This is a genomic window from Erwinia persicina, assembly GCF_014838825.1.
GTDB lineage: Bacteria > Pseudomonadota > Gammaproteobacteria > Enterobacterales > Enterobacteriaceae > Erwinia > Erwinia persicina_A.
In genome coordinates this window covers 1-25,199 of sequence record NZ_JACYMO010000019.1, presented here as the reverse complement: position 1 = coordinate 25,199, position 25,199 = coordinate 1, and the positions used below count along the sequence as shown (strand labels likewise).

The 25,199-nt window shown below is 51.6% G+C and carries 44 protein-coding genes; 38 read left to right on the top strand and 6 right to left on the bottom strand.

Annotated elements, in window-relative coordinates; genetic code table 11:
- From IFU29_RS21960 to IFU29_RS21805, 32 genes are all read left to right on the top strand, one after another.
- A partial coding sequence (locus tag IFU29_RS21960) for an EF-Tu/IF-2/RF-3 family GTPase (protein ID WP_244633776.1) occupies window positions 1-425 on the top strand: 425 nt, incomplete at its 5' end.
- A 387-nt stretch (window positions 426-812) separates the two neighbouring features.
- A complete protein-coding gene (gene rpsJ, locus IFU29_RS21955; RefSeq protein ID WP_001181005.1) occupies window positions 813-1,124 on the top strand; it encodes a 30S ribosomal protein S10 in 312 nt (103 codons plus the stop codon).
- 32 nt (window positions 1,125-1,156) lie between these two features.
- A complete protein-coding gene (rplC, locus tag IFU29_RS21950; RefSeq protein WP_048917638.1) occupies window positions 1,157-1,786 on the top strand; it encodes a 50S ribosomal protein L3 in 630 nt (209 codons plus the stop codon).
- A 10-nt stretch (window positions 1,787-1,796) separates the two neighbouring features.
- Window positions 1,797-2,402 (top strand): 50S ribosomal protein L4, encoded by a 606-nt coding sequence (rplD, locus tag IFU29_RS21945; RefSeq protein ID WP_023656564.1) that lies wholly within the window; start codon window positions 1,797-1,799, stop codon window positions 2,400-2,402.
- Window positions 2,399-2,701, top strand: coding sequence for a 50S ribosomal protein L23 (gene rplW / locus IFU29_RS21940; RefSeq protein WP_062749336.1), 303 nt, complete (start codon window positions 2,399-2,401; stop codon window positions 2,699-2,701). Before rplD ends, rplW begins: the two co-directional genes overlap by 4 nt.
- A gap of 17 nt (window positions 2,702-2,718) precedes the next feature.
- The gene (rplB, locus tag IFU29_RS21935) at window positions 2,719-3,540 is read left to right on the top strand and encodes a 50S ribosomal protein L2 (protein ID WP_118665377.1); all 822 of its coding nucleotides are present in this window, start codon (window positions 2,719-2,721) and stop codon (window positions 3,538-3,540) included.
- A 16-nt stretch (window positions 3,541-3,556) separates the two neighbouring features.
- Entirely contained in the window at window positions 3,557-3,835 is a 279-nt protein-coding gene (rpsS, locus tag IFU29_RS21930) for a 30S ribosomal protein S19 (protein WP_004160590.1), read from the top strand.
- A 14-nt stretch (window positions 3,836-3,849) separates the two neighbouring features.
- A complete protein-coding gene (rplV, locus tag IFU29_RS21925) occupies window positions 3,850-4,182 on the top strand; it encodes a 50S ribosomal protein L22 (RefSeq protein ID WP_000447532.1) in 333 nt (110 codons plus the stop codon).
- 17 nt (window positions 4,183-4,199) lie between these two features.
- Complete coding sequence (rpsC, locus tag IFU29_RS21920) at window positions 4,200-4,898, top strand: 30S ribosomal protein S3 (RefSeq protein WP_002919766.1); 699 nt, start codon at window positions 4,200-4,202, stop codon at window positions 4,896-4,898.
- A 12-nt stretch (window positions 4,899-4,910) separates the two neighbouring features.
- Window positions 4,911-5,321: a 50S ribosomal protein L16 gene (gene rplP / locus IFU29_RS21915; protein WP_002438716.1), complete on the top strand. Its 411-nt coding sequence runs from the start codon at window positions 4,911-4,913 to the stop codon at window positions 5,319-5,321.
- Entirely contained in the window at window positions 5,321-5,512 is a 192-nt protein-coding gene (rpmC, locus tag IFU29_RS21910) for a 50S ribosomal protein L29 (protein WP_048917635.1), read from the top strand. The genes rplP and rpmC overlap by 1 nt, the downstream gene beginning before the upstream one ends.
- On the top strand, window positions 5,512-5,766 hold the full coding sequence (gene rpsQ, locus IFU29_RS21905; RefSeq protein WP_048917634.1) for a 30S ribosomal protein S17: 255 nt from the start codon (window positions 5,512-5,514) through the stop codon (window positions 5,764-5,766). The genes rpmC and rpsQ overlap by 1 nt, the downstream gene beginning before the upstream one ends.
- Window positions 5,767-5,932: 166 nt before the next feature.
- Window positions 5,933-6,304: a 50S ribosomal protein L14 gene (gene rplN, locus IFU29_RS21900; protein WP_015960712.1), complete on the top strand. Its 372-nt coding sequence runs from the start codon at window positions 5,933-5,935 to the stop codon at window positions 6,302-6,304.
- A 10-nt stretch (window positions 6,305-6,314) separates the two neighbouring features.
- Complete coding sequence (gene rplX, locus IFU29_RS21895; protein WP_048917632.1) at window positions 6,315-6,629, top strand: 50S ribosomal protein L24; 315 nt, start codon at window positions 6,315-6,317, stop codon at window positions 6,627-6,629.
- 14 nt (window positions 6,630-6,643) lie between these two features.
- Window positions 6,644-7,183 (top strand): 50S ribosomal protein L5, encoded by a 540-nt coding sequence (rplE, locus tag IFU29_RS21890; protein ID WP_013204126.1) that lies wholly within the window; start codon window positions 6,644-6,646, stop codon window positions 7,181-7,183.
- A 13-nt stretch (window positions 7,184-7,196) separates the two neighbouring features.
- Entirely contained in the window at window positions 7,197-7,502 is a 306-nt protein-coding gene (rpsN, locus tag IFU29_RS21885; protein WP_052902737.1) for a 30S ribosomal protein S14, read from the top strand.
- Between the two features lie 30 nt (window positions 7,503-7,532).
- Window positions 7,533-7,925 (top strand): 30S ribosomal protein S8, encoded by a 393-nt coding sequence (gene rpsH, locus IFU29_RS21880; RefSeq protein ID WP_048917630.1) that lies wholly within the window; start codon window positions 7,533-7,535, stop codon window positions 7,923-7,925.
- A gap of 12 nt (window positions 7,926-7,937) precedes the next feature.
- Complete coding sequence (gene rplF / locus IFU29_RS21875) at window positions 7,938-8,471, top strand: 50S ribosomal protein L6 (protein WP_048917629.1); 534 nt, start codon at window positions 7,938-7,940, stop codon at window positions 8,469-8,471.
- Window positions 8,472-8,480: 9 nt separating this feature from the next.
- Window positions 8,481-8,834: a 50S ribosomal protein L18 gene (gene rplR, locus IFU29_RS21870; RefSeq protein WP_004160572.1), complete on the top strand. Its 354-nt coding sequence runs from the start codon at window positions 8,481-8,483 to the stop codon at window positions 8,832-8,834.
- 14 nt (window positions 8,835-8,848) lie between these two features.
- Window positions 8,849-9,349 carry a 30S ribosomal protein S5 gene (gene rpsE / locus IFU29_RS21865; RefSeq protein WP_004160571.1) on the top strand — a complete coding sequence of 167 codons (501 nt, stop codon included), beginning with the start codon at window positions 8,849-8,851 and terminating at the stop codon, window positions 9,347-9,349.
- Between the two features lie 5 nt (window positions 9,350-9,354).
- Entirely contained in the window at window positions 9,355-9,534 is a 180-nt protein-coding gene (gene rpmD / locus IFU29_RS21860; protein WP_004160569.1) for a 50S ribosomal protein L30, read from the top strand.
- 3 nt (window positions 9,535-9,537) lie between these two features.
- Complete coding sequence (gene rplO, locus IFU29_RS21855; RefSeq protein WP_048917627.1) at window positions 9,538-9,972, top strand: 50S ribosomal protein L15; 435 nt, start codon at window positions 9,538-9,540, stop codon at window positions 9,970-9,972.
- Between the two features lie 7 nt (window positions 9,973-9,979).
- Entirely contained in the window at window positions 9,980-11,311 is a 1,332-nt protein-coding gene (gene secY / locus IFU29_RS21850) for a preprotein translocase subunit SecY (RefSeq protein ID WP_004160567.1), read from the top strand.
- Between the two features lie 32 nt (window positions 11,312-11,343).
- The gene (gene rpmJ, locus IFU29_RS21845) at window positions 11,344-11,460 is read left to right on the top strand and encodes a 50S ribosomal protein L36 (protein ID WP_020322760.1); all 117 of its coding nucleotides are present in this window, start codon (window positions 11,344-11,346) and stop codon (window positions 11,458-11,460) included.
- A gap of 146 nt (window positions 11,461-11,606) precedes the next feature.
- On the top strand, window positions 11,607-11,963 hold the full coding sequence (rpsM, locus tag IFU29_RS21840; protein ID WP_048917626.1) for a 30S ribosomal protein S13: 357 nt from the start codon (window positions 11,607-11,609) through the stop codon (window positions 11,961-11,963).
- A gap of 16 nt (window positions 11,964-11,979) precedes the next feature.
- Complete coding sequence (rpsK, locus tag IFU29_RS21835) at window positions 11,980-12,369, top strand: 30S ribosomal protein S11 (protein WP_004160563.1); 390 nt, start codon at window positions 11,980-11,982, stop codon at window positions 12,367-12,369.
- 33 nt (window positions 12,370-12,402) lie between these two features.
- The gene (rpsD, locus tag IFU29_RS21830; RefSeq protein ID WP_048917625.1) at window positions 12,403-13,023 is read left to right on the top strand and encodes a 30S ribosomal protein S4; all 621 of its coding nucleotides are present in this window, start codon (window positions 12,403-12,405) and stop codon (window positions 13,021-13,023) included.
- Between the two features lie 25 nt (window positions 13,024-13,048).
- Window positions 13,049-14,038, top strand: coding sequence for a DNA-directed RNA polymerase subunit alpha (locus IFU29_RS21825; RefSeq protein ID WP_002919219.1), 990 nt, complete (start codon window positions 13,049-13,051; stop codon window positions 14,036-14,038).
- A gap of 40 nt (window positions 14,039-14,078) precedes the next feature.
- Window positions 14,079-14,465, top strand: coding sequence for a 50S ribosomal protein L17 (rplQ, locus tag IFU29_RS21820; RefSeq protein ID WP_003850180.1), 387 nt, complete (start codon window positions 14,079-14,081; stop codon window positions 14,463-14,465).
- 120 nt (window positions 14,466-14,585) lie between these two features.
- On the top strand, window positions 14,586-14,957 hold the full coding sequence (locus IFU29_RS21815) for a DUF1992 domain-containing protein (protein ID WP_191935739.1): 372 nt from the start codon (window positions 14,586-14,588) through the stop codon (window positions 14,955-14,957).
- Window positions 14,957-15,388 (top strand): Zn(2+)-responsive transcriptional regulator, encoded by a 432-nt coding sequence (gene zntR, locus IFU29_RS21810; RefSeq protein WP_191935738.1) that lies wholly within the window; start codon window positions 14,957-14,959, stop codon window positions 15,386-15,388. The genes IFU29_RS21815 and zntR overlap by 1 nt, the downstream gene beginning before the upstream one ends.
- A 55-nt stretch (window positions 15,389-15,443) precedes the next feature.
- Entirely contained in the window at window positions 15,444-15,659 is a 216-nt protein-coding gene (locus IFU29_RS21805; RefSeq protein ID WP_191935737.1) for an alternative ribosome-rescue factor A, read from the top strand.
- 42 nt (window positions 15,660-15,701) lie between these two features.
- Here IFU29_RS21805 and mscL read toward each other — a convergent pair whose 3' ends face one another.
- The 5 genes from mscL to def form a co-directional block, all read right to left on the bottom strand.
- Window positions 15,702-16,115, bottom strand: coding sequence for a large-conductance mechanosensitive channel protein MscL (gene mscL / locus IFU29_RS21800; protein WP_191935736.1), 414 nt, complete (start codon window positions 16,113-16,115; stop codon window positions 15,702-15,704).
- A 118-nt stretch (window positions 16,116-16,233) separates the two neighbouring features.
- Window positions 16,234-17,610, bottom strand: coding sequence for a Trk system potassium transporter TrkA (gene trkA / locus IFU29_RS21795; protein WP_191935735.1), 1,377 nt, complete (start codon window positions 17,608-17,610; stop codon window positions 16,234-16,236).
- A gap of 59 nt (window positions 17,611-17,669) precedes the next feature.
- Window positions 17,670-18,959 carry a 16S rRNA (cytosine(967)-C(5))-methyltransferase RsmB gene (gene rsmB, locus IFU29_RS21790; protein ID WP_191935734.1) on the bottom strand — a complete coding sequence of 430 codons (1,290 nt, stop codon included), beginning with the start codon at window positions 18,957-18,959 and terminating at the stop codon, window positions 17,670-17,672.
- A 51-nt stretch (window positions 18,960-19,010) separates the two neighbouring features.
- Window positions 19,011-19,958 (bottom strand): methionyl-tRNA formyltransferase, encoded by a 948-nt coding sequence (gene fmt, locus IFU29_RS21785; protein WP_191935733.1) that lies wholly within the window; start codon window positions 19,956-19,958, stop codon window positions 19,011-19,013.
- 23 nt (window positions 19,959-19,981) lie between these two features.
- Window positions 19,982-20,491, bottom strand: coding sequence for a peptide deformylase (gene def / locus IFU29_RS21780; protein WP_062749315.1), 510 nt, complete (start codon window positions 20,489-20,491; stop codon window positions 19,982-19,984).
- A gap of 127 nt (window positions 20,492-20,618) precedes the next feature.
- Between def and dprA the strand changes: the two genes are divergently transcribed.
- Genes dprA through IFU29_RS21750 form a run of 6 tightly spaced genes read left to right on the top strand, consistent with a single transcriptional unit; the run spans window position 20,619 to window position 24,417 of the window.
- A complete protein-coding gene (gene dprA / locus IFU29_RS21775) occupies window positions 20,619-21,743 on the top strand; it encodes a DNA-protecting protein DprA (RefSeq protein ID WP_191935732.1) in 1,125 nt (374 codons plus the stop codon).
- A complete protein-coding gene (gene smg / locus IFU29_RS21770; protein ID WP_062749311.1) occupies window positions 21,715-22,188 on the top strand; it encodes a DUF494 family protein Smg in 474 nt (157 codons plus the stop codon). Before dprA ends, smg begins: the two co-directional genes overlap by 29 nt.
- 25 nt (window positions 22,189-22,213) lie before the next feature.
- Window positions 22,214-22,783, top strand: a complete 570-nt coding sequence (locus IFU29_RS21765; protein WP_191935731.1) for a DNA topoisomerase family protein — start codon at window positions 22,214-22,216, stop codon at window positions 22,781-22,783.
- Window positions 22,767-23,333, top strand: a complete 567-nt coding sequence (gene tsaC, locus IFU29_RS21760) for an L-threonylcarbamoyladenylate synthase type 1 TsaC (protein WP_191935740.1) — start codon at window positions 22,767-22,769, stop codon at window positions 23,331-23,333. The genes IFU29_RS21765 and tsaC overlap by 17 nt, the downstream gene beginning before the upstream one ends.
- Before the next feature lie 11 nt (window positions 23,334-23,344).
- A complete protein-coding gene (gene aroE, locus IFU29_RS21755) occupies window positions 23,345-24,160 on the top strand; it encodes a shikimate dehydrogenase (protein WP_191935730.1) in 816 nt (271 codons plus the stop codon).
- On the top strand, window positions 24,157-24,417 hold the full coding sequence (locus IFU29_RS21750) for a DUF1488 family protein (RefSeq protein ID WP_191935729.1): 261 nt from the start codon (window positions 24,157-24,159) through the stop codon (window positions 24,415-24,417). Before aroE ends, IFU29_RS21750 begins: the two co-directional genes overlap by 4 nt.
- Here the strand turns inward: IFU29_RS21750 and IFU29_RS21745 are convergent.
- On the bottom strand, window positions 24,384-24,938 hold the full coding sequence (locus tag IFU29_RS21745) for a gamma carbonic anhydrase family protein (protein WP_191935728.1): 555 nt from the start codon (window positions 24,936-24,938) through the stop codon (window positions 24,384-24,386). The two genes, IFU29_RS21750 and IFU29_RS21745, sit on opposite strands and share 34 nt — an antisense overlap.
- Window positions 24,939-25,199: the final 261 nt, after the last annotated feature.

Here is a 25,199-nt window from a genome sequence, read left to right as displayed (position 1 = left end):
CAACCTGTACCGGTGTTGAAATGTTCCGTAAGCTGCTGGACGAAGGCCGTGCGGGTGAGAACTGTGGTATCCTGCTGCGCGGTGTTAAGCGTGAAGATATCCAGCGTGGCCAGGTACTGGCTAAGCCAGGTTCAATCAAGCCACACACCAAGTTCGAGTCAGAAGTTTATATTCTGTCTAAAGATGAAGGCGGCCGTCATACTCCGTTCTTCAAAGGCTACCGTCCACAGTTCTATTTCCGTACAACTGACGTGACCGGTACCATCGAACTGCCAGAAGGCGTGGAAATGGTTATGCCAGGCGACAACATTCAGATGGTTGTTACCCTGATCCACCCAATCGCAATGGACGACGGTCTGCGTTTCGCAATTCGCGAAGGCGGCCGTACCGTTGGTGCAGGTGTTGTTGCTAAAGTTATCGCTTAATTGTCGAAACTTGTCTGGCAGAGCATGCTCTGCCAGAGCAAAAGAAAAGAGAGCGCTTCGGCGCTCTTTTTTTTATCTGTAGAAAGAGGGAAGCCTGACAATCCCGCCCGTTACGGCAGGGGAGGGCATTTGCTCTCCCGATGAGTAACATCCCATCAGCGATAAAACACACAATGCAGTTGCTTTACCCCTGAATGTACGTATAATACGCGGGCCTGCCAATACGGCCTGGCGCGATTCAATATGAGTCGCAGACAAGTACGAAAGTGCCTGTCAACAATACTCGCGATATGCGGGTTATGTGCTCAACGATTACACTCCTCCATCAATCGTAATGGATGCGAGTAGTAATTCTTTTCGTTTATAAATAATTGGAGCTCTGGTCTCATGCAGAACCAAAGAATCCGTATCCGTCTTAAAGCGTTTGATCATCGTCTGATCGATCAATCAACTGCGGAAATCGTAGAGACTGCCAAGCGCACTGGTGCGCAGGTACGTGGTCCTATCCCGCTGCCGACCCGCAAAGAGCGCTTTACCGTTCTGATCTCTCCGCACGTCAACAAAGATGCGCGCGATCAGTATGAGATTCGCACTCACAAGCGTCTGGTTGACATCGTTGAGCCAACCGAGAAAACGGTTGATGCTCTGATGCGTCTGGATCTGGCTGCAGGTGTTGACGTGCAGATCAGCCTGGGTTAATCAGGTCATTGAGCGATTGAGAGGTTGAAACAATGATTGGTTTAGTCGGTAAAAAAGTGGGTATGACCCGTATCTTCACAGAAGATGGCGTTTCTATCCCTGTAACCGTGATCGAAATTGAAGCAAACCGCGTTACTCAGGTCAAAGGCCTGGAAAACGACGGTTACACTGCTATCCAGGTAACTACCGGTGCTAAAAAAGCAAACCGTGTAACTAAGCCTGAAGCAGGTCACTTTGCTAAAGCTGGCGTTGAAGCTGGCCGTGGTCTGTGGGAATTCCGCACCGTTGAAGGCGCTGAGTTCACTGTAGGTCAGAGCATTAATGTTGACATTTTCGCTGACGTGAAAAAAGTTGACGTGACTGGAACATCTAAAGGTAAAGGTTTTGCCGGTACTGTAAAGCGCTGGAACTTCCGTACTCAGGATGCTACGCACGGTAACTCCTTGTCACACCGCGTACCGGGTTCTATCGGTCAGAACCAGACTCCGGGCAAAGTGTTCAAAGGCAAGAAAATGGCAGGCCAGATGGGCAACGAGCGTGTAACAGTTCAGAGTCTGGACGTTGTACGTGTTGACGCTGAGCGCAACCTGCTGCTGGTTAAAGGTGCAGTACCCGGTGCTACCGGTTGCGACCTTATCGTTAAACCAGCTGTGAAGGCGTAAGGGGATAGCAATGGAATTAGTATTGAAAGACGCGCAAAGCGCGCTGACTGTTTCCGAAACTACCTTCGGTCGTGATTTCAACGAAGCGCTGGTACACCAGGTTGTTGTTGCTTATGCAGCAGGTGCTCGTCAGGGTACTCGTGCTCAGAAGACTCGTGCTGAAGTAACTGGTTCCGGCAAAAAGCCGTGGCGCCAGAAAGGTACCGGCCGCGCTCGTGCAGGTTCTGTAAAGAGCCCAATCTGGCGTTCAGGTGGTGTGACCTTTGCTGCGAAGCCACAGGACCACAGTCAAAAAGTTAACAAAAAGATGTACCGCGGCGCGCTGAAAAGCATCCTGTCCGAACTGGTACGTCAAGATCGTCTGATCGTTGTCGAGCAGTTCTCTCTGGAAGCTCCTAAAACGAAGCTGCTGGTAGAAAAACTGAAAGACATGGCTCTGGAAGACGTGCTGATCATCACTGGCGAACTGGAAGAGAACCTGTTCCTGGCCGCGCGTAACCTGTACAAGGTTGACGTACGTGATGCAGCGGGTATCGACCCAGTTAGCCTGATCGCCTTCGACAAAGTCGTTATGACTGCTGACGCAGTTAAGCAAGTTGAGGAGATGCTGGCATGATCCGTGAAGAACGTCTGCTGAAAGTACTGCGCGCGCCGCACGTATCTGAAAAAGCATCTGCTGCGATGGAAAAAACTAACACCATCGTTCTCAAAGTTGCGAAAGACGCGACCAAAGCAGAAATCAAAGCCGCTGTACAGAAACTTTTCGAAGTAGAAGTTGAAGTCGTGAACACTTTGCTGGTTAAAGGCAAAACTAAGCGTTCTGGACAGCGTATTGGTCGTCGTAGCGACTGGAAAAAAGCTTACGTCACCCTGAAAGAAGGCCAGAATCTGGACTTCGCAGGCGGCGCTGAGTAAGTCGGAGGAGAAGAACAATGGCAATTGTTAAATGTAAACCGACATCTCCGGGTCGTCGCCATGTAGTTAAAGTGGTAAACGCGGAGCTGCACAAGGGCAAACCATTCGCCCCGCTGGTTGAGAAAAACAGCAAATCCGGTGGCCGTAACAACAATGGTCGCATCACTACCCGTCATATCGGTGGTGGTCACAAGCAGGCTTACCGTATTGTTGACTTCAAACGCAACAAAGATGGTATCCCAGCGACCGTTGAACGTCTTGAGTACGATCCGAACCGCTCTGCGAACATCGCACTGGTTCTGTACAAAGATGGCGAACGCCGTTACATCCTGGCCCCTAAAGGCCTGAAAGCTGGCGACCAGATTCAGTCTGGCGTTGATGCTGCGATTAAAGCAGGTAACACCCTGCCGATGCGTAACATCCCAGTGGGTTCTACCGTGCATAACGTAGAAATGAAACCAGGCAAAGGCGGTCAGATTGCTCGCTCTGCTGGTACTTACGTGCAGATCGTTGCGCGTGAAGGTTCTTACGTTACCCTGCGTCTGCGTTCTGGTGAAATGCGTAAAGTCGAAATTGACTGCCGCGCAACCCTGGGCGAAGTCGGTAATGCTGAGCATATGCTTCGCGTTCTGGGTAAAGCCGGTGCAGCTCGTTGGCGTGGTATTCGTCCTACCGTTCGCGGTACGGCGATGAACCCAGTTGATCACCCGCACGGTGGTGGTGAGGGTAAAAACTTTGGTAAGCACCCGGTTACCCCGTGGGGCGTTCAGACCAAAGGTAAGAAAACCCGCAGCAACAAGCGTACCGATAAGTTCATCGTACGTCGCCGTAGCAAATAATTTTAGAGGATAAGCCATGCCACGTTCTCTCAAGAAAGGTCCTTTTATTGACCTGCACTTGCTGAAGAAGGTAGAGAAAGCTTTGGAAAGCGGAGACAAGAAGCCACTGCGCACCTGGTCCCGTCGTTCAACGATCTTCCCTAACATGATCGGTTTGACCATCGCTGTCCATAATGGTCGTCAGCACGTTCCTGTCTTTGTTTCCGACGAAATGGTCGGTCACAAACTGGGTGAATTTGCACCGACCCGTACTTATCGCGGCCACGCGGCTGATAAAAAAGCCAAGAAACGCTAAGGCAGGAGGAAGAGATGGAAACTATCGCTAAACATCGCCACGCTCGTTCTTCTGCACAGAAGGTTCGCCTGGTAGCGGATCTTGTACGCGGTAAGAAAGTGTCGCAGGCTCTGGACATTTTGACCTACACCAATAAGAAAGCGGCTGTACTGGTCAAGAAAGTCCTGGAATCTGCCATTGCTAACGCCGAACACAACGATGGCGCTGACATTGATGATCTGAAAGTCACGAAGATCTTCGTTGACGAAGGCCCAAGCATGAAGCGCATTATGCCTCGTGCAAAAGGTCGTGCAGATCGCATCCTGAAGCGCACCAGCCACATTACTGTGGTTGTGTCCGATCGCTGAGACTCTGGAGACTAGCAATGGGTCAGAAAGTACATCCTAATGGTATTCGCCTGGGTATTGTTAAACCCTGGAACTCTACCTGGTTCGCAAATACCAAAGAATTCGCTGACAACCTGGACAGCGACTTTAAAGTGCGTCAGTTCCTGACTAAAGAACTGGCTAAAGCATCCGTTTCTCGTATCGTTATCGAGCGTCCGGCTAAGAGCATCCGTGTGACTATTCACACCGCTCGCCCAGGCATCGTTATCGGTAAGAAAGGCGAAGATGTAGAAAAACTGCGCAAGGTCGTAGCGGATATCGCTGGCGTTCCTGCACAGATCAATATCGCCGAAGTCCGTAAACCGGAACTGGACGCTAAATTGGTTGCTGACAGCATCACTTCACAGCTGGAGCGTCGTGTGATGTTCCGTCGTGCTATGAAGCGTGCTGTACAGAACGCAATGCGTCTGGGCGCTAAAGGGATCAAAGTTGAAGTTAGTGGCCGTCTTGGCGGTGCAGAAATCGCGCGTACTGAATGGTACCGTGAAGGCCGCGTGCCACTGCACACTCTGCGTGCAGACATTGACTACAACACCTCTGAAGCCCACACCACTTATGGTGTAATCGGCGTTAAGGTATGGATCTTCAAAGGTGAGATCCTGGGTGGTATGGCTGCTGTTGAACAACCGGAACCGGCTGCTCAACCTAAAAAGCAGCAGCGTAAAGGCCGTAAGTAAGGAGAGTCGCTGATGTTACAACCAAAGCGTACAAAATTCCGTAAAGTGCATAAAGGCCGCAACCGTGGTCTGGCGCAGGGTACGGATGTTAGCTTCGGTACTTTCGGTCTGAAAGCTGTTGGCCGTGGTCGTCTGACTGCTCGTCAGATCGAAGCAGCACGTCGTGCTATGACCCGTGCAGTTAAGCGTCAAGGTAAAATTTGGATCCGTGTATTCCCGGACAAACCAATTACCGAGAAGCCGCTGGAAGTGCGTATGGGTAAAGGTAAAGGTAACGTAGAGTATTGGGTTGCCTTGATCCAGCCTGGTAAAGTCCTGTATGAAATGGACGGCGTACCGGAAGAGCTGGCCCGTGAAGCATTCAAGCTGGCAGCAGCAAAACTGCCTATCAAAACCACCTTTGTAACTAAGACGGTGATGTAATGAAAGCAACAGAGCTGCGTGAAAAAAGCGTTGAAGAGCTGAACACTGAGCTACTTAACCTACTGCGTGAGCAGTTCAATCTGCGCATGCAGGCAGCATCCGGCCAACTTCAACAGACTCACGTCTTGAAGAATGTTCGTCGTGATGTTGCACGCGTTAAGACTTTACTGACTGAGAAGGCGGGTGCGTAATGACCGATAAAATCCGTACTCTGCAAGGTCGTGTTCTGAGTGACAAAATGGAGAAATCCATTGTTGTTGCAATCGAACGTGTTGTGAAGCACCCGATCTACGGGAAATTCATCAAACGTACGACCAAACTGCACGTACATGACGAGAACAACGAATGTGGTATCGGCGACGTGGTTGAAATCCGCGAATGCCGTCCACTGTCCAAGACTAAGTCCTGGACGCTGGTTCGCGTTGTAGAGAAAGCGATTCTGTAATAGAATCTGCCGTCTCTAAAAAATAAGATAAGCGGCTCGCAAGAGCCGTTTATTTTTTCTACCCATATGCAGGAAGCAGTGTTATAATGCTGCGCCCTCAATATGGGGCTTTTATACGACCTGAATCAGGTCCCGAAGTAGTAGTTGACATTAGCGGAGCACTAAAATGATCCAAGAACAGACTATGCTGACCGTCGCCGACAACTCCGGTGCACGTCGCGTAATGTGTATCAAGGTTCTGGGTGGCTCGCACCGTCGCTACGCAGGCGTAGGCGACATCATCAAAATTACCATCAAGGAAGCAATTCCTCGCGGTAAGGTTAAGAAGGGTGATGTGCTGAAAGCGGTAGTGGTGCGCACCAGGAAGGGTGTTCGTCGCCCGGACGGTTCTGTCATTCGCTTCGATGGTAATGCATGCGTTATTTTAAATAATAACAGTGAGCAGCCTATCGGAACGCGTATTTTTGGGCCGGTAACTCGTGAACTTCGTACTGAAAAGTTCATGAAAATTATCTCTCTGGCACCAGAAGTACTCTAAGGAGCGAAAAATGGCAGCTAAAATCCGTCGCGATGACGAAGTTATCGTGCTGACCGGCAAAGATAAAGGTAAGCGCGGTAAAGTAAAAAATGTTCTGTCTTCAGGCAAACTGATTGTTGAAGGTATTAACCTGGTTAAGAAGCACTCAAAGCCGGTTCCGGCTCTGAACCAACCAGGTGGCATCGTTGAAAAAGAAGCTGCTATTCAGGTTTCTAACGTTGCACTCTTCAACTCGGCAACCGGCAAGGCTGACCGTGTAGGCTTTAGATTCGAAGACGGCAAAAAAGTCCGTTTCTTCAAATCGAACAGCGAAACTATCAAGTAATTTGGAGTAGTACGATGGCGAAACTGCATGATTACTACAAAGACGAAGTAGTTAAACAACTCATGACTGAGTTTAGCTACAATTCTGTCATGCAAGTCCCTCGGGTCGAGAAGATCACCCTGAATATGGGTGTAGGTGAAGCGATCGCTGACAAGAAACTGCTGGACAATGCAGCAGCTGACTTGGCAGCAATCTCCGGTCAAAAGCCGTTTATCACCAAAGCACGCAAATCAGTTGCAGGCTTCAAAATCCGTCAGGGCTATCCGATCGGCTGTAAAGTAACTCTGCGTGGCGAACGCATGTGGGAGTTCTTTGAGCGTCTGATTTCTATTGCTGTTCCACGTATCCGTGACTTCCGTGGCTTGTCCGCTAAGTCATTCGATGGCCGTGGTAACTACAGCATGGGCGTTCGTGAGCAGATCATCTTCCCAGAGATCGACTATGACAAAGTCGACCGCGTTCGTGGTTTGGATATCACCATTACCACCACTGCGAAATCTGATGATGAAGGCCGCGCACTTTTGGCTGCTTTTAACTTCCCGTTCCGCAAGTAAGGCAGGGTTACTGATGGCTAAGCAATCGATGAAAGCACGCGAAGTCGTTCGCGTGAAACTGGCTGACAAGTACCGCGCTAAACGCGAGGAACTGAAAGCTATCATTTCTAGTGTGAACTCATCCGACGAAGATCGTTGGAATGCTGTTCTCAAGCTGCAAACTCTGCCGCGTGATTCCAGCCCGTCTCGTCAGCGTAACCGCTGCCGCCAAACTGGCCGTCCACATGGTTATGTGGGCAAATTCGGTCTGAGCCGTATCAAGTTGCGTGAAGCCGCCATGCGCGGTGAAGTACCTGGCTTGAAAAAGGCTAGCTGGTAATTACCAATTGAATCACGGGAGTAAAGACAGATGAGCATGCAAGATCCGATCGCGGATATGCTGACCCGTATCCGTAACGGTCAAGCCGCGAACAAAGTTGCGGTCACCATGCCTTCCTCCAAGCTGAAATTGGCGATTGCCAACGTGCTGAAGGAAGAAGGCTATATTGAAGAATTTAAAGTCGAAGGCGACACCAAGCCTGAACTGGAACTGACACTTAAGTATTTCCAGGGCAAGGCAGTGGTTGAGAGCATTCAGCGTGTAAGCCGTCCAGGTCTGCGTATCTACAAACGCAAAGACGAACTGCCTAAAGTTATGGCTGGACTGGGTATCGCTGTTATCTCTACCTCTAAAGGTGTTATGACCGATCGTGCAGCTCGCCAGGCAGGTCTTGGCGGCGAAATTATCTGCTACGTAGCTTAATCGGAGGAATAAATGTCTCGTGTTGCTAAAGCACCAGTCGCGATTCCTGCCGGCGTAGAGGTAAAACTCGACGGTCAGGTAATTTCGATTAAAGGTAAAAACGGCGAGCTGACTCGTACGCTCAACAAAGCTGTAGAAGTTAAGCATGCTGACAACACCCTGACTTTCGCTCCGCGCGAAGGTTTTGTGGATGGTTGGGCGCAGGCTGGTACTTCACGCGCTCTGCTGAACGCTATGGTTATCGGTGTTACCGAAGGCTTCACTAAGAAGCTGCAGCTGGTTGGTGTAGGTTATCGTGCAGCCGTAAAAGGCAACTCTGTGAGCTTGGCCCTTGGCTTCTCTCACCCAGTTGACCACGCGCTGCCAGCGGGAATCACTGCTGAATGTCCAACTCAGACTGAAATCGTGCTGAAAGGCGCTGATAAACAGCTGATTGGTCAGGTTGCAGCAGATTTACGCGCCTACCGTCGTCCTGAGCCTTATAAAGGCAAGGGTGTTCGTTACGCCGACGAAGTCGTGCGTACCAAAGAGGCTAAGAAGAAGTAAGGTAACACTATGGATAAGAAATCTGCTCGTATCCGTCGTGCGACCCGCGCACGTCGCAAGCTCAAAGAGCTGGGTGCTACTCGCCTGGTGGTACATCGTACCCCGCGTCATATTTACGCACAGGTAATCGCACCAAACGGTTCTGAAGTCCTGGTCGCTGCTTCTACAGTAGAAAAAGCTATCAGTGAGCAACTGAAGTACACTGGAAACAAAGACGCTGCCGCTGCTGTTGGTAAAGCAGTTGCTGAACGCGCAATCGAAAAAGGCATCACAGGTGTTTCTTTCGACCGTTCTGGTTTCCAATATCATGGTCGTGTCCAGGCACTGGCAGATGCTGCCCGTGAAGCTGGCCTACAGTTCTAAGGTAGAGGTGTAAGATGGCACACATCGAAAAACAAGCTGGCGAACTGCAGGAAAAGCTGATCGCGGTAAATCGCGTATCGAAAACCGTTAAAGGTGGTCGTATTTTCTCCTTCACAGCTCTGACTGTTGTTGGTGATGGTAACGGTCGCATCGGTTTTGGTTACGGTAAAGCGCGTGAAGTTCCAGCAGCGATCCAGAAAGCGATGGAAAAAGCTCGTCGCAATATGATCAACGTCGCGCTGAACAACGGCACCCTGCAGCACCCTGTTAAAGGTGTGCACACAGGTTCTCGTGTGTTCATGCAACCCGCTTCAGAAGGTACCGGTATTATTGCCGGTGGTGCAATGCGCGCCGTTCTGGAAGTTGCTGGGGTTCATAACGTTCTGGCTAAAGCCTACGGTTCCACTAACCCGATCAACGTGGTTCGTGCAACTCTGGATGGCCTGGCCAACATGAATTCCCCAGAAATGGTCGCTGCCAAGCGTGGCAAATCCGTTGAAGACATTCTGGGGTAATGACCATGGCTAAGACTATTAAAATTACTCAAACCCGCAGTTCGATCGGCCGTTTGCCTAAACACAAGGCAACGCTGCTTGGCCTGGGTCTGCGTCGTATTAACCACACCGTAGAGCGTGAAGACACGCCAGCTGTACGCGGTATGGTTAACGCGATTTCCTACATGGTTAAAGTGGAGGAGTAACAGATGCGTTTAAATACTCTGTCTCCGGCCGACGGTTCCAAGCACGCTTCAAAACGTCTGGGTCGTGGTATCGGTTCTGGCCTCGGCAAGACCGGCGGTCGCGGTCACAAAGGTCAGAACTCACGTTCTGGCGGTGGCGTACGTCGTGGTTTTGAAGGCGGCCAGATGCCTCTGTACCGTCGTCTGCCGAAATTCGGTTTCACCTCTCGCAAAGCAATGGTCACTGCAGAAGTTCGTCTGTCTGACCTGGCGAAAGTTGAAGGCGGTATCGTCGACCTGAACACGCTGAAAGCAGCAAACATTATCGGTATTCAGATGGAGTTCGCGAAAGTGATCCTGTCTGGCGAAGTTTCTGCACCGGTAACGATTCGCGGTCTGCGTGTGACTAAAGGCGCTCGTGCTGCAATCGAAGCTGCTGGCGGTAAAATTGAGGAATAAGTAGCAGATGGCTAAGCAACCGGGATTAGATTTTCAAAGTGCCAAGGGTGGTTTTGGCGAACTAAAACGCAGACTTCTGTTTGTGATTGGTGCGCTGATTGTTTTCCGTATTGGCTCTTTTATTCCAATCCCTGGTATCGATGCCACTGTACTTGCCAAATTGCTTGAGCAACAGCGTGGCACCATCATTGAAATGTTCAACATGTTCTCTGGTGGTGCTCTGAGCCGTGCTTCTATCTTTGCCCTGGGTATTATGCCGTATATTTCGGCCTCTATTATTATCCAGCTGCTGACGGTGGTTCATCCAGCGTTAGCTGAAATCAAGAAAGAAGGGGAGGCTGGCCGTCGTAAGATTAGTCAGTACACCCGTTACGGTACTCTGGTATTAGGGATATTCCAGGCGGTCGGTATTGCTACCGGCCTGCCGAATATGCCTGGAATGCAGGGCCTGGTGTTAAACCCAGGATTTGCTTTCTACTTTACTGCTGTTGTCAGTCTGGTTACCGGGACAATGTTCCTGATGTGGCTGGGCGAGCAGATAACTGAACGAGGTATCGGTAACGGTATCTCGATCATTATCTTCGCTGGTATCGTTGCGGGTCTGCCGCCGGCCATTGGCCATACCATCGAGCAAGCGCGGCAAGGCGACCTGCACTTCCTCCTGTTGCTGTTGGTTGCAGTTCTCGTATTTGCAGTGACCTTCTTCGTTGTTTTCGTTGAGCGTGGTCAACGCCGCATTGTGGTGAACTATGCGAAACGTCAGCAAGGCCGTCGTGTCTATGCTGCGCAGAGCACACATTTACCGTTGAAAGTGAATATGGCCGGTGTAATCCCTGCTATCTTTGCTTCCAGCATTATCCTGTTCCCAGCAACCATCGCGTCATGGTTCGGGGGCGGAACTGGCTGGAACTGGCTGACGACTATTTCTATGTCGTTACAGCCTGGTCAACCGCTTTATGTGTTACTCTATGCGACTGCAATCATCTTCTTCTGTTTCTTCTACACAGCGTTGGTGTTCAACCCGCGTGAAACAGCAGATAACCTGAAGAAGTCTGGTGCATTTGTACCAGGTATTCGTCCGGGAGAACAGACGGCGAAGTACATCGATAAAGTAATGACCCGCCTGACATTAATCGGTGCGTTGTACATTACCTTTATCTGCCTGATCCCGGAGTTCATGCGTGATGCGATGAAAGTACCATTCTACTTCGGCGGTACATCACTGCTGATTGTAGTGGTTGTCATCATGGACTTTATGGCTCAAGTGCAAACTCTGATGATGTCAAGTCAGTACGAGTCTGCATTGAAGAAAGCAAACCTGAAGGGCTACGGCCGTTAATTCAGGCGCTTGAGAAGTTACGGAGAGTAAAAATGAAAGTTCGTGCTTCCGTCAAGAAATTATGTCGTAACTGCAAAATCGTTCGTCGCGACGGTGTCGTTCGTGTGATCTGCAGTGCCGAGCCTAAGCATAAACAGCGCCAAGGCTGATTTAATCGCATATTTTTCTTGCAAAGTCGGGTTGAGCTGGCTAGATTAGCCAGCCAATCTTTTGTATGTCTATGCGTTTCCATTTGAGTATCCTGAAAACGGGCTTTTCGGCATGGGACGCATAAGTAATTAAATAGGAGTGCATAGTGGCCCGTATAGCAGGCATTAACATTCCTGATCATAAACATACCGTTATCGCATTAACTGCAATTTTCGGTATCGGCAAGACCCGTTCACAGGCTATCTGTGCATCTACGGGAATCGCTGAAAATGTTAAGATCAGTGAGCTGTCTGAAGAACAAATCGACATTCTGCGTGATGCAGTAGCGAAATTTGTTGTTGAAGGCGATCTGCGTCGTGAAGTCACCCTGAGCATCAAGCGTCTTATGGACCTTGGTTGCTATCGTGGTTTGCGTCATCGTCGTGGTCTTCCAGTGCGCGGTCAGCGTACCAAGACCAACGCACGTACCCGTAAGGGTCCGCGTAAACCGATCAAGAAATAATCGGGGTGATTGAATAATGGCAAAGGCACCAGTTCGTGCACGCAAGCGTGTAAGAAAGCAAGTCTCTGATGGCGTGGCTCATGTCCATGCATCTTTTAACAACACCATCGTAACTATTACCGATCGTCAGGGTAATGCGCTGGGTTGGGCAACAGCCGGTGGTTCCGGTTTCCGTGGTTCTCGTAAGTCTACGCCGTTCGCTGCGCAGGTTGCTGCAGAGCGTTGCGCAGAGGCCGTGAAAGATTACGGTATTAAGAACCTGGAAGTTATGGTTAAGGGTCCTGGTCCAGGCCGCGAATCAACAATTCGTGCCCTGAACGCTGCTGGTTTCCGCATCACTAATATTACTGATGTGACTCCGATCCCTCACAACGGTTGTCGTCCGCCGAAAAAACGTCGCGTATAACGCCCCGTTTTTTAGGAATGTTGGAGAAAGAAAATGGCAAGATATTTGGGTCCTAAGCTCAAGCTGAGCCGTCGTGAAGGCACAGACCTGTTCCTTAAGTCTGGCGTTCGCGCGATTGATACCAAGTGTAAGATTGAACAAGCTCCTGGTCAGCACGGTGCGCGCAAGCCACGTCTGTCTGACTATGGTGTGCAGTTACGTGAAAAGCAGAAAGTTCGTCGTATGTACGGCGTGCTGGAGCGTCAGTTCCGTAACTATTATAAAGAAGCAGCTCGTCTGAAAGGCAACACCGGTGAAAACCTGTTAGCTCTGCTGGAAGGTCGTCTGGATAACGTAGTTTACCGTATGGGCTTTGGCGCCACTCGTGCAGAAGCACGTCAGTTGGTTAGCCATAAATCTATTTTGGTAAACGGCCGCGTTGTTAGCATCGCTTCTTATCAGGTAACTCCGAATGACGTTGTTAGCATCCGTGAGAAAGCCAAAAAGCAGTCTCGCGTGAAAGCCGCTCTGGAGCTGGCTGAACAGCGTGAAAAGCCAACCTGGCTGGAAGTTGATGCAACTAAGATGGAAGGTGTGTTCAAGCGTATTCCTGAACGTACTGATCTGTCTGCGGACATTAACGAACACCTGATCGTCGAGCTTTACTCCAAGTAAGGCTTAGTACCAAAGAGAGGACACAATGCAGGGTTCTGTGACAGAGTTTCTAAAACCGCGCCTGGTAGATATCGAGCAAGTGAGTTCGACGCACGCCAAGGTGACCCTTGAGCCTTTAGAGCGTGGCTTTGGCCATACTCTTGGTAACGCACTGCGCCGTATTCTGCTTTCATCAATGCCGGGTTGCGCGGTGACCGAGGTTGAAATTGATGGTGTACTGCACGAGTACAGCACCAAAGAGGGCGTACAGGAAGATATCCTGGAAATCCTGCTCAACCTGAAAGGTTTGGCGGTAAGAGTTCAGGGCAAAGATGAAGTTATTCTTACTCTGAATAAATCTGGCATTGGCCCTGTGACTGCAGCCGATATCACCCATGATGGGGATGTCGAAATCGTCAAGCCGCAGCACGTGATCTGTCACCTGACCGATGAAAACGCCGCTATTAGCATGCGTATCAAAGTTCAGCGTGGCCGTGGTTATGTGCCGGCTTCTGCCCGAATTCATTCGGAAGAAGATGAGCGCCCAATCGGCCGTCTGCTGGTCGACGCCTGCTACAGCCCTGTAGAGCGAATTGCCTACAATGTTGAAGCAGCGCGTGTAGAACAGCGTACCGATTTGGACAAGCTGGTCATCGAAATGGAAACCAACGGCACTATAGATCCTGAAGAAGCGATCCGCCGTGCGGCTACCATCCTGGCTGAACAACTGGAAGCTTTCGTCGACTTACGTGATGTACGTCAGCCGGAAGTGAAAGAAGAGAAACCAGAATTCGATCCGATCTTGCTGCGCCCTGTTGACGATCTGGAATTGACTGTCCGCTCTGCTAACTGCCTTAAGGCAGAAGCTATCCACTACATCGGTGATCTGGTACAGCGTACCGAGGTTGAGCTGCTTAAAACGCCTAACCTTGGTAAAAAATCTCTTACTGAGATTAAAGATGTGCTGGCTTCTCGTGGTCTGTCTCTGGGCATGCGCCTGGAAAACTGGCCGCCCGCTAGCATCGCTGATGAATAACCCGATCACAGGTTAAGGTTTCACTGAGAAGGATAAGGTCATGCGCCATCGTAAGAGTGGTCGTCAACTGAACCGCAACAGCAGCCATCGTCAGGCTATGTTCCGCAACATGGCTGGCTCTTTGGTTCGTCATGAGATCATCAAGACGACCCTGCCAAAAGCGAAAGAGCTGCGTCGCGTAGTTGAGCCGCTGATTACTCTTGCCAAGACCGACAGCGTAGCTAATCGTCGTCTGGCATTCGCCCGTACTCGTGATAACGAGATCGTGGCAAAACTGTTTAATGAGCTCGGTCCGCGTTTCGCGAGCCGTGCAGGTGGTTACACTCGCATTCTGAAGTGTGGCTTCCGCGCTGGTGACAACGCTCCGATGGCTTACATCGAGCTGGTTGATCGTCCAGAAGCTCAAGCAGAAGCTGCAGCAGAGTAATCTGCCGCAGTACTGAAAAAACCCCGCTTGCGGGGTTTTTTTATATCCAGAATTCCTCCTCCTGGTTAACACCCTTTCAAATGCGCTATGCTGACCTCATTCTGATTTATGGAGGCAGTGATGTCCTTACTCGATCAACTGGCAGAACAACATATTCTTGCCGCCCTGCGCCAGGGAGAGCTCGATGACCTTCCCGGCTCGGGCCAGCCGTTACAGCTCGATGATGACAGCCATGTCCCGGCAGAGCTGCGCGCTGGCTTTCGCATCCTCAAAAATTCGGGTTACCTGCCGCCGGAACTGGAGATGAGACGTGAAGCGCTTGAGTTAGATGAATTATTGCGTACGGTTGATCCTGCGGATACGCGCTATAAGCAGCAGGAAAAACATCTGCGGCTGCTGGAGATAAAGCTGCGGCAGGCGGGTATCAGTACCGATTTTTTGCGCGGTGGTTATGGCAGCAAAGTGCAGCAACATTTTCTTGAGGAGAAGTAATGTACCGTATCGGGCAACTTGCGAAGCTGGCGGACGTGACGCCAGATACTATTCGTTTCTATGAAAAGCAGCAGATGATGGATCACCAGGTGCGAACCGGCGGGGGATTTCGTCTGTACAGCGACAACGATTTACAGCGCCTGAAGTTTATCCGCTATGGTCGCCAGCTGGGGTTCACTCTGGAATCTATTCGGGAGCTGCTCTCTATTCGCGTCGATCCGGAACATCACACCTGTCAGGAGTCCAAAACAATTGTGCAAAAGCGACTGAACGAAGTGGAGTCTATGCTCAGCGAACTGCAACACATGCAGCGCTCACTGAAGCGGCTGAATGATGCCTGCTGTGGTACCGCTCACAGTAGCGTTTACTGCTCAATACTGGAGGCACTGGAGAAAGGAGCGACCTCAACAATGGATAAAAGCACCGATTGAAATTCCGTCTTCACAGGTTTATATTCCTTGGCGTCATTCACCAACAGGAAAAATCATGACTGTTTACCAGCATAAGAAAGGCACTATCCGCCATAATGCGCTTGAAGCATTGCTTCATGACCCGCTTTTTAAAACGCGCATTGAAGCGAATGAAAAAGGCAAAGGCAGCTACCGTCGCAAAGATAAGCATGCGAAGAAAGGTAACTGGGAGGCCAGTGGTCAGAGCGTTAATAGCGTACTGACCACTGGCCTCCTGGCTATTCAGGCATAAAAAAACCGCCAGTGATGGCGGTTCCGGGAAGTGACAGTCAACTTACAGCGTTTTATTATTTTGTTCTTTAAGCAGGTCGCGAATTTCGCTTAACAGTGTTTCTTCCGCAGAGGGCTTGGCCACCGGTTTTTCCACTTCTTTCTTTTTGTACATTTTGTTCATCACTTTGATGGCCATAAAGATGGCAAATGCAACGATGACAAAGTCAAAAATGGTCTGCAGGAAAATTCCGTACTGCATCACGACAGCTGCTGTTTCCCCTTCCGCGGGTTTCAATACCCACGCGAACTGTTTAAAATCTACGCCACCAATCAGTAATCCCAGCGGGGGCATAATGATATTTGCCACCAGTGAGGACACGATTTTGCCAAACGCAGCGCCGATGATGACACCGACCGCCAGGTCCACCACGTTGCCCCGCATCGCGAAATCGCGAAACTCTTTGAATAAACTCATTGTTATCTCCTGTTTTTGCCAATGATGTAAGTCTAACAAACGATGGTGCATTTTCCACGGAGGGAGAGGATAAAAATCCGCAGCACCCGGCACTGAAGCCGGGTGAGGGACGCGGGCATCACAGGAAGAAGGGACTTGGCTGGAACAATCTTTCGACATCCGGCACGAACTTTTTATCCGTCAGGAACATGATCACATGGTCACCCTGTTCGATACGCAGATTATCATTGGCGATGATCACTTCATTTCCACGTACTACTGCACCGATAATCGTACCAGGAGGAAGTTTAATATCATCGATCTGGCGACCGACCACCTTAGAGGTCGATTCTTCACCGTGCGCAATAGCCTCAATGGCTTCTGCGACACCACGACGGAGTGAGGAGACGCCAACAATATCGGCCTTACGCACGTGGCCAAGCAGCGCAGAAATTGTCGCCTGCTGGGGCGAGATGGCGATATCAATGACGCTGCCCTGCACCAGGTCAACATAGGCACGGCGTTGGATCAGGACCATCGCTTTTTTCGCGCCCATGCGCTTGGCCAGCATCGCCGACATGATATTGGCTTCATCGTCGTTGGTGATAGCGATAAACAGATCGATCTGATCGACGTGTTCCTCCGCCAGCAGCTCCTGATCCGACGCATCGCCATAAAAGACGATGGTATTTTGCAGATTCTGCGCCAGTTCGGCCGCCCGCTGCTGATCCCGTTCGATCAGTTTAACGCTGTAGTGCTTTTCCAGACGCTGTGCCAGACCGAAGCCAATATTGCCTCCCCCGACAATCATAATGCGCTTGTAGGGCTTTTCCAGACGCTGATATTCACTCATCACCGCACGGATATTCTGACTGGCGGCAATGAAGAACACCTCATCTCCCGCTTCGATGATGGTCGATCCCTGCGGACGGATCGGGCGATCCTGACGAAATATCGCCGCCACGCGTGTATCAATATGCGGCATATGTTCGCGCATCACCGACAGCGCATTACCGACCAGCGGACCGCCGTAATAGGCTTTCACCACTGCCAGGCTCACTTTACCTTCAGCGAAGTTCACCACCTGCAGCGCACCCGGATATTCAATTAAGCGGTAGATATTGTCGATCACCAACTGCTCAGGGGAGATCAGATGATCGATGGGCACCGCCTCAGGGATGAATAACTTGTCGGCATCGCGGATATAATCCGGCGCGCGGATGCGGGCAATACGGTTCGGGGTGTTAAACAGAGAATAGGCAACCTGGCAGGCCACCATATTCGTTTCATCCGAGTTGGTGACGGCAACCAACATATCAGCATCTTCAGCGCCGGCCTCCCGCAGGACCCGGGGATGCGAGCCATGCCCCTGAACCACGCGCAGGTCAAATTTGTCCTGCAGCTGTCGTAAACGCAGCGCATCGGTATCGACCACGGTAATATCGTTGTTTTCACCGACCAGGTTTTCAGCAAGGGTTCCGCCGACCTGTCCTGCGCCAAGAATGATGATTTTCATTGAGCTTCAGTCTGTTGGTTGTCGTTCAGGTTATGGTGCAGTTTACCGCGCCACGCCGATCACTGTTTTATCAATTTAGCGTAATAGAAGCCATCACCATCATCGATTTGCGGAAAGACCTGAATACCCGGATGGGTCAGATCGCCAGTCTCGCAAAGACGTGCATCAGCATGTCGCTGCAGGAACTGGGTTATCTGCAAGGCATTCTCTTCGGGGAGTATGGAACAGGTGGCGTACAGCATGGTGCCGCCAGACTTCAGATGAGGCCATACTGCATCCAGGATCTGTTGTTGCAGCAGGGCCAGTTCCGGTATATCCCGGTCGCGGCGCAGCCATTTAATATCCGGGTGACGGCGGATCACGCCGGTTGCCGAGCATGGCGCATCCAGCAGGATACGATCGAACTGAGTGTTTCCACACCAGTCCTGCGGGGTACGTCCGTCACCCAGCTTGACCTCTGCTTGCATATTCAGCCGCTGTAAATTCTCACTGATCCTGGCCAGCCGCTGTGCGTCCACATCAACCGCCATCACTTCAGCCTGTGGAGCGGCTTCCAGAATATGCGTGGTTTTTCCCCCCGGTGCGGCGCACAGGTCAAGGATCTTCTCGCCGTTTTGCGGGTCGAGCAGCGCGACGCAGCCCTGGGCTGATGCATCCTGTACGGTCACCCAACCCTCTGCAAATCCCGGTAGCTGACCTACGGCACAGGGTGCCTCCAGCCTTAAAGCATCGCTATGCTGCGGATGAGCAAAAGCAGTTTTACCACTTTCTTCCAGCAGGGCCAGCCAGGCATCACGGCTGTGATGATTCCGGTTCACGCGTAGCCACATGGGGGGGCGCTGATTATTAGCTTCCACAATGTGCTTCCACTGACCGGGCCAGGCGCGTTTCAGGCGTTCCAGTAGCCATTTAGGATGCAGATACTGTTGATCACCTTCGTTCATCTGCTGCATCAGTGCTTCCTGCTGACGCTGGAACTGCCGCAGGACACCGTTAATCAACCCTTTTAGCTGCTGACGTTTCAGGGCGATGGCACCTTCTACCGTCTCCGCCAGCGCGGCATGTGCCGGAATGCGGGTGTACATCAGCTGATAAAGGCCGACCATAATCAGATAGTGGATCGTCCGTTGCTTACCGGTCATCGGGCGTGACATCAGCTTGCTGATAATCCATTCCAACTGTGGCAGGGTGCGCAGGACGCCATAGCAAAGCTCCTGTAACAGGGCAGCATCCTTTTCACCGACCATTTTCTGGGCGGCGGGCAGCACGTTACTGAGCGATTGCCCCTGCTCTACGACTTTTTCGATAGTCTGAGCGGCAACGCTGCGTAAATTGGTATTTTTTTTCATAGTGGGTTCGCAATTCTGACGAAAACCCGGTATGCGCTACCGGGCATCGTGTCAGGCAATGATATTGCCAGGGGTAAACCATTCACGGCGGGAATTAAGCAGATCCTGGGCTTTCATGGCTTTCTTGCCGGCAGGCTGCAGTTCTTCAATATTCAGTACGCCATCGGCCGTGGCGATCTGAATACCCTGTTTATCGGCCTGCAGGATTTCACCCGGCTGGTGTCCGTTAACGGCGGCCAGAACGGAGGCCTTCCACACTTTCACGGGTTGTTCATCAATGATGAAGTAGCTCACAGGCCAGGGATTAAAGGCCCGGATACAGCGCTCCAGCTGTGCGGCAGAGAGTGACCAGTCAAGGCGAGCCTCTTCTTTACTCAGTTTCTCGGCATAGCTGACCAGCGATTCATCCTGCACTTCTGGCTGTACGCTACCGTCTGCAATCCGTGTCAGTGTGGTCAACAGGCCGGTCGGGCCGAGCTGCGCCAGTTTGTCATACAGTGTGGCGCTGGTGTCTGTGGCTTCGATAGGGCAGGCCAGTTTGTGCAGCATATCGCCGGTATCGAGGCCGACATCCATCTGCATAATAGTCACACCGGTTTCAGCATCACCAGCCCACAGCGAACGCTGTATCGGGGCAGCACCGCGCCAGCGCGGCAGCAGAGATCCGTGAACATTAATACAGCCCAGATGCGGCATATCCAGCACGCTCTTTGGCAGGATCAGCCCGTAGGCAACCACCACCATGACATCGGCGTTCAGCGCAGCGACCAGTTGCTGGTTTTCCTCAGGACGTAAGGATTTAGGCTGAAATACCGGAATACTGTGTTGTTCAGCCAGATGTTTCACCGGGCTGGCAGTCAGCTTATTACCACGACCGGCAGGGCGGTCTGGCTGAGTGAATACGCCCACCACCTGATATCCTGATGACAACAGCGCGTCAAGATGACGCGCTGCAAAGTCAGGGGTGCCGGCAAAAATGATTTTCAATGATTCGGACACGTGATTCCCTATAGCCAGCGAGCTTAATCGCGGGCGCTCTGGCGATACAGTTTTTCCAGCTTTTGACGAATACGCTGACGTTTCATTGGCGACAGGTAATCAATAAACAATTTACCCACCAGATGATCCATCTCGTGCTGAATACAGATTGCCAGCAGCCCATCGGCTTCCAGCTCATAGCTTTTGCCTTCACGGTCAAGCGCACGGATTTTGACTTTCTCGGAGCGCGGCACCAGGGCACGCTGTTCCGGAATAGACAGGCAGCCTTCTTCGATACCCGTTTCGCCGCTCTCTTCCAGCAGCTCAGGGTTAATCAGTACCAGACGTTCGTCACGATTCTCAGAGACATCAATAACAATGATGCGCTGATGGATATCCACCTGAGTTGCGGCCAGGCCAATACCTTCTTCGGCATACATCGTATCAAACATATCATCGACGATACGCTGGATATCGGCATTCACTTCTTTTACGGGGTTCGCAACGATGCGCAGGCGCTCGTCAGGAAAATGTAATACCTGCAAGACTGACATAACTTTCCAGATCTGTGTTCAAGGGATTAGATATTTATCCCTCTTATTGTAGACATTTCGCGCTGGGATTGACAGCATTCCCGGCAGGTAACCTTCAGGGGGAAGGGGCTGAATCAGGGAGCGATTTATGTCACCAGTGGAATGTGCATTGCGGCTTTCAGGCGTAGCCGGAATTTCCAGTTCACAGCGTCTGAGTTTATTGACGGCCTTACAGGCGATTGCACAGCCGGATGAGCGGGCGCTGGCCTCTCTGGGATTATTACCCCATCAACAGCAGGCGTTCCTTTTATACGATACGGCAATGATTGCGCAGAGTCTGCAATGGCTGGAAGCGCCGCAGCACTATTTTATTACCCCACTGAGCCCTTATTACCCAGCGCAGTTAAAAGCGATTGCCCATTTTCCTCTGATACTGTTTGTTGCCGGCGATCCGGCTTTACTGACTTCCCCACAGCTGGCTGTCGTGGGCAGCCGCCACTGCTCACATTATGGTCGCGAATGGGGAAGCTGGTTCAGTCAGGCCCTGGCACTCAGCGGACTGACCATTACCAGTGGGTTGGCGTCAGGCATTGATGGCGTAGCCCATCGGGCAGCGCTGGAGGTAGAGGGTAAAACCATTGCGGTGCTGGGCAGCGGATTGAATACCCTCTACCCCCGGCATCATACGTCACTGGCAGAGCAGATCATTGCCGGCGGCGGGGCATTGGTCTCTGAGTTCCCGCTGTGTGTGAAACCGTTACCGGCGCATTTTCCACGGCGAAACCGCATCATCAGCGGTCTCAGCCTGGGCGTTCTGGTGGTAGAGGCGACGTTGCGCAGTGGTTCACTGGTCACCGCGAAACTGGCGCTGGAACAGAATCGTGATGTTTACGCGATTCCGGGTGCCCTGGGTAATCCGGGCAGTGAAGGCACCCACTGGCTGATCCAGCAGGGGGCCTTGCTGGTAGCACACCCCAATAATATTATCGAACAAATACAGAGCGACCTGACGTGGCTGACTGATTTATCACAACTGACAAACAATTCCGCAGAGAGTGCTAATCCTCCATTGCCATTTCCCGATGTGTTGGCTAACGTAGGAGATGAGGTTACACCTGTTGACGTCGTCGCTGAACGTGCCGGCCAACCTGTGCCAGCCATCGTAGCGAAGCTGCTTGAGTTGGAGTTAGCAGGGTGGATCGCAGCTGTACCCGGCGGCTATGTCCGATTGAGGAGGGCAAGCCATGTTCGACGTACTAATGTATCTGTTTGAAACGTACATCCACAACGAAGCAGAAATGCGCGTTGACCAGGATAAATTAACGGATGATTTAGCCGAAGCAGGTTTTCATCGTGAAGATATTTATAATGCGTTGAACTGGTTGGAAAAGCTGGCGGATTATCAGGAAGGTCTGGTGGCTCCGATTCAGTTGACTTCCGATCCGCTGTCTATGCGTATCTACACCGAGGAAGAGAGTCAGCGTTTAGATGCCAACTGTCGTGGCTTTATTCTGTTCCTGGAGCAAATTCAGGTACTGAATCTGGAAACACGTGAAATGGTCATCGAACGTATCATGGCGCTTGATACCCTCGAGTTTGATCTGGACGATCTCAAATGGGTGGTGCTGATGGTGCTGTTTAACATCCCGGGATGTGAAAACGCCTACCAGCAAATGGAAGAGCTACTTTTCGACGTCAATGAAGGAATGCTGCACTGAAGATTGCCTTCGTGTACACAATGTTATGAATAAAACAGCGCTTTTCGCTGTGCGAAAAAATGAATCCTGCCCCCAGTGTGGGGCAGACCTGGTTATTCGCTCAGGGAAGCACGGTGCTTTCCTTGGGTGTTCGCGTTATCCCGAGTGTGACTATATTCGTCCACTGAAAGGTCAGGCTGACGGGCACATCGTTAAAGTGCTCGATGGTCAGCTGTGCCCGAAATGTGGTGCCGCTCTGGTGCTGCGTCAGGGGCGTTATGGCATGTTTATCGCCTGCGGTGATTATCCCGAATGCGACCACACAGAAACCATCGATAAGCCGGATGAAACCACACTCGCCTGTCCACAGTGCCAGGGAGGGAAGCTGGTACAGCGACGATCGCGCTACGGTAAAACCTTCCATGCCTGCGACCGCTACCCGGAATGCCAGTTTGCGGTGAATTTCACTCCGGTTGAAGGTGTCTGTGAGTTTTGCCAGTTCCCGCTACTTATTGAAAAGAAAACCGCCAGAGGTGCAAAGCGTTTCTGCGCCAGTAAAGCCTGTGGCAAACCTGTAACGTCAGAGAATGGTAGTGAAGATGAAATCCGTGGATGATTCGCTAGCGCGGTGCATAAGTCAGTTACGTCAGTCTGCTGTGATAGCTTATCCCACCGAGGCCGTATTTGGTTTAGGTTGCGATCCTGACAGTGAAACCGCCGTGATGCAGTTGCTGACGTTGAAACGACGTCCAGTAGAGAAAGGGCTGATCCTGATTGCCTCTGACTATCAGCAACTGCTCCCCTATATTGCAGACGAACAACTTTCTGTTGAGCAGAAACATCGCATGTTTTCCCGCTGGCCGGGACCGGTGACCTGGGTGTTGCCAGCACGGGTAACGACACCGGCCTGGCTGACGGGACGTTTTTCATCCCTGGCGGTACGCGTCAGCGACCATCCTGACGTCGCAGCACTATGTCATGGCCTGGGTAAGCCGCTGGTGTCCACCAGTGCCAATCTGACGGGGCTGCCACCCTGTCGTAACGTCGCAGAAGTCCTGGCGCAGTTCGGGAGCGATTTTCCGGTGCTTCATGGGGAAACCGGTGGCCGCCAGAATCCATCAGAAATTCGTGATGTATTAACCGGTGAGCTTATTCGCCAGGGATAAAAGAGAACACTATGTCGTTTGTCGTCTTTGGTAATCCGATTCATCACAGTAAATCACCGCGTATTCATCAACTCTTTGCTGAACAGACCCGGCTGCTTCATCCCTACACACGTTGTTGTGCGCCAGTGGACGGTTTTGAGCAGGCGGTGGGGGCATTTTTTGCCGCAGAAGGAAAAGGCGCAAATGTGACGCTGCCTTTTAAGCAGCAAGCTTATGCGCTGGCCGGTGAGTTAAGTGAGCGTGCGGCGTTGGCGGGCGCGGTCAATACGCTGAAGAAGCTGGATGATGGCCGCCTGCTGGGCGATAACACCGACGGGATCGGGCTGTTAAGCGATCTGCAACGTCTGCAGCTGATCGAACCCGGCGATCGGATCTTGCTGATCGGGGCAGGCGGGGCGGCCCGCGGTGTGATCCTCCCTTTACTCTCTACTGATAGCCGCATTGCAATCACTAACCGCACTTATGCGAAAGCTGCAGAGCTGGAGACGCTGTTTCATCGGCATGGTGACGTCAGGGCAGTAACCCGTGATGAACTCACCACTATGCCGTTTGATCTGGTCATCAATGCGACCTCCAGCGGCGTTGCTGGCAATGTTCCTGACCTGCCGGCTTCACTGGTTAATGCACAGACCCGTTGCTATGACATGTTTTATCAAGTGGGTGAGACGCCTTTCCTGCGGTGGTGTCGTCAGCAGGGATCGACTCAGATGGCGGATGGACTCGGTATGCTGGTGGGGCAAGCTGCCCATGCCTTTATGCTGTGGCACGGTGTTATGCCGGACATCACGCCCGTTATTGCTGTGCTGAAAGCCGAGATGAGTGAGTGAATCAGTCGATTCAGTTTCCCGAAAGAGAATGGTGGGATGATGCAGCGCGAGCGGTGTGCTTTACCGCGCTGGTAGATGGTTTTCAGTGTGTTTGCGCCATTGGCGGCGAAGCCTTACTTCGCCGCTTTGCTGCAGAAGGTGATCCCCTTAGCTGCTTCCGTCTGAACCGCTGGGAACTGGAAGATGATGCGGAGCAGGCAATCAGACAGCTGGATGAAGATGCTCAGGGCTGGTTCTGGCTCTCTTCTGACAGGTAATCATTTTTCCAGCCCACATAGTTACTGGCAGAATAAAGCAGACCGCCAGTCTCTTCTTCCGTCAGTGGTCTGATTTTTTTCGCCGGGCTTCCAAGATAAAGAAAGCCGCTCTCCAGGCGCTTGCCGGGGGAGACCAGGCTACCGGCACCAATCATCACGTCATCCTCCACTACGACACCATCCAGCAGAATTGCCCCCATACCGACCAGTACCCGATTGCCAATGGTGCAGCCGTGCAGCATGGCCTTATGTCCGACAGTAACATCTTCGCCGATGATCAGTGGATGGCCTTGCGGATTGGCGGCTGACTTGTGAGTCAGATGCAGCACGCTGCCGTCCTGGATGTTAGTGCGTTTACCGATGGAGACGCGATTAACATCTCCACGGATAACCACCAGGGGCCAGATACCGACATCATCCGCCAGAACGACATTGCCAATGACGACGCTGGTCGAATCAATCATTACACGCTCACCCAGCTGGGGGCGCACTCCTTTATACGTACGTATGTTGTGGCTCATCATGACCTCTTTGTTGATAAGATCCTTCCAGCCTGATGGCAGGACGATGATTGTTCAATGATCGAGGCAAAAAAACGTCTTAATTTTGTGCGGATCGTCTGAGATCTCAACGATAAGAGTGAAAACCCAGCAACCAAAAAGAAAGATCCAAAAAAGGCTTGTGCAATAAATTCGGATCCCTATAATGCGCAACCACTGAGACGGCACAACGGCTTACAGGCCAGCGGCTCAGGAGGTTCAGGAAGCATCTGAACCGCCGGA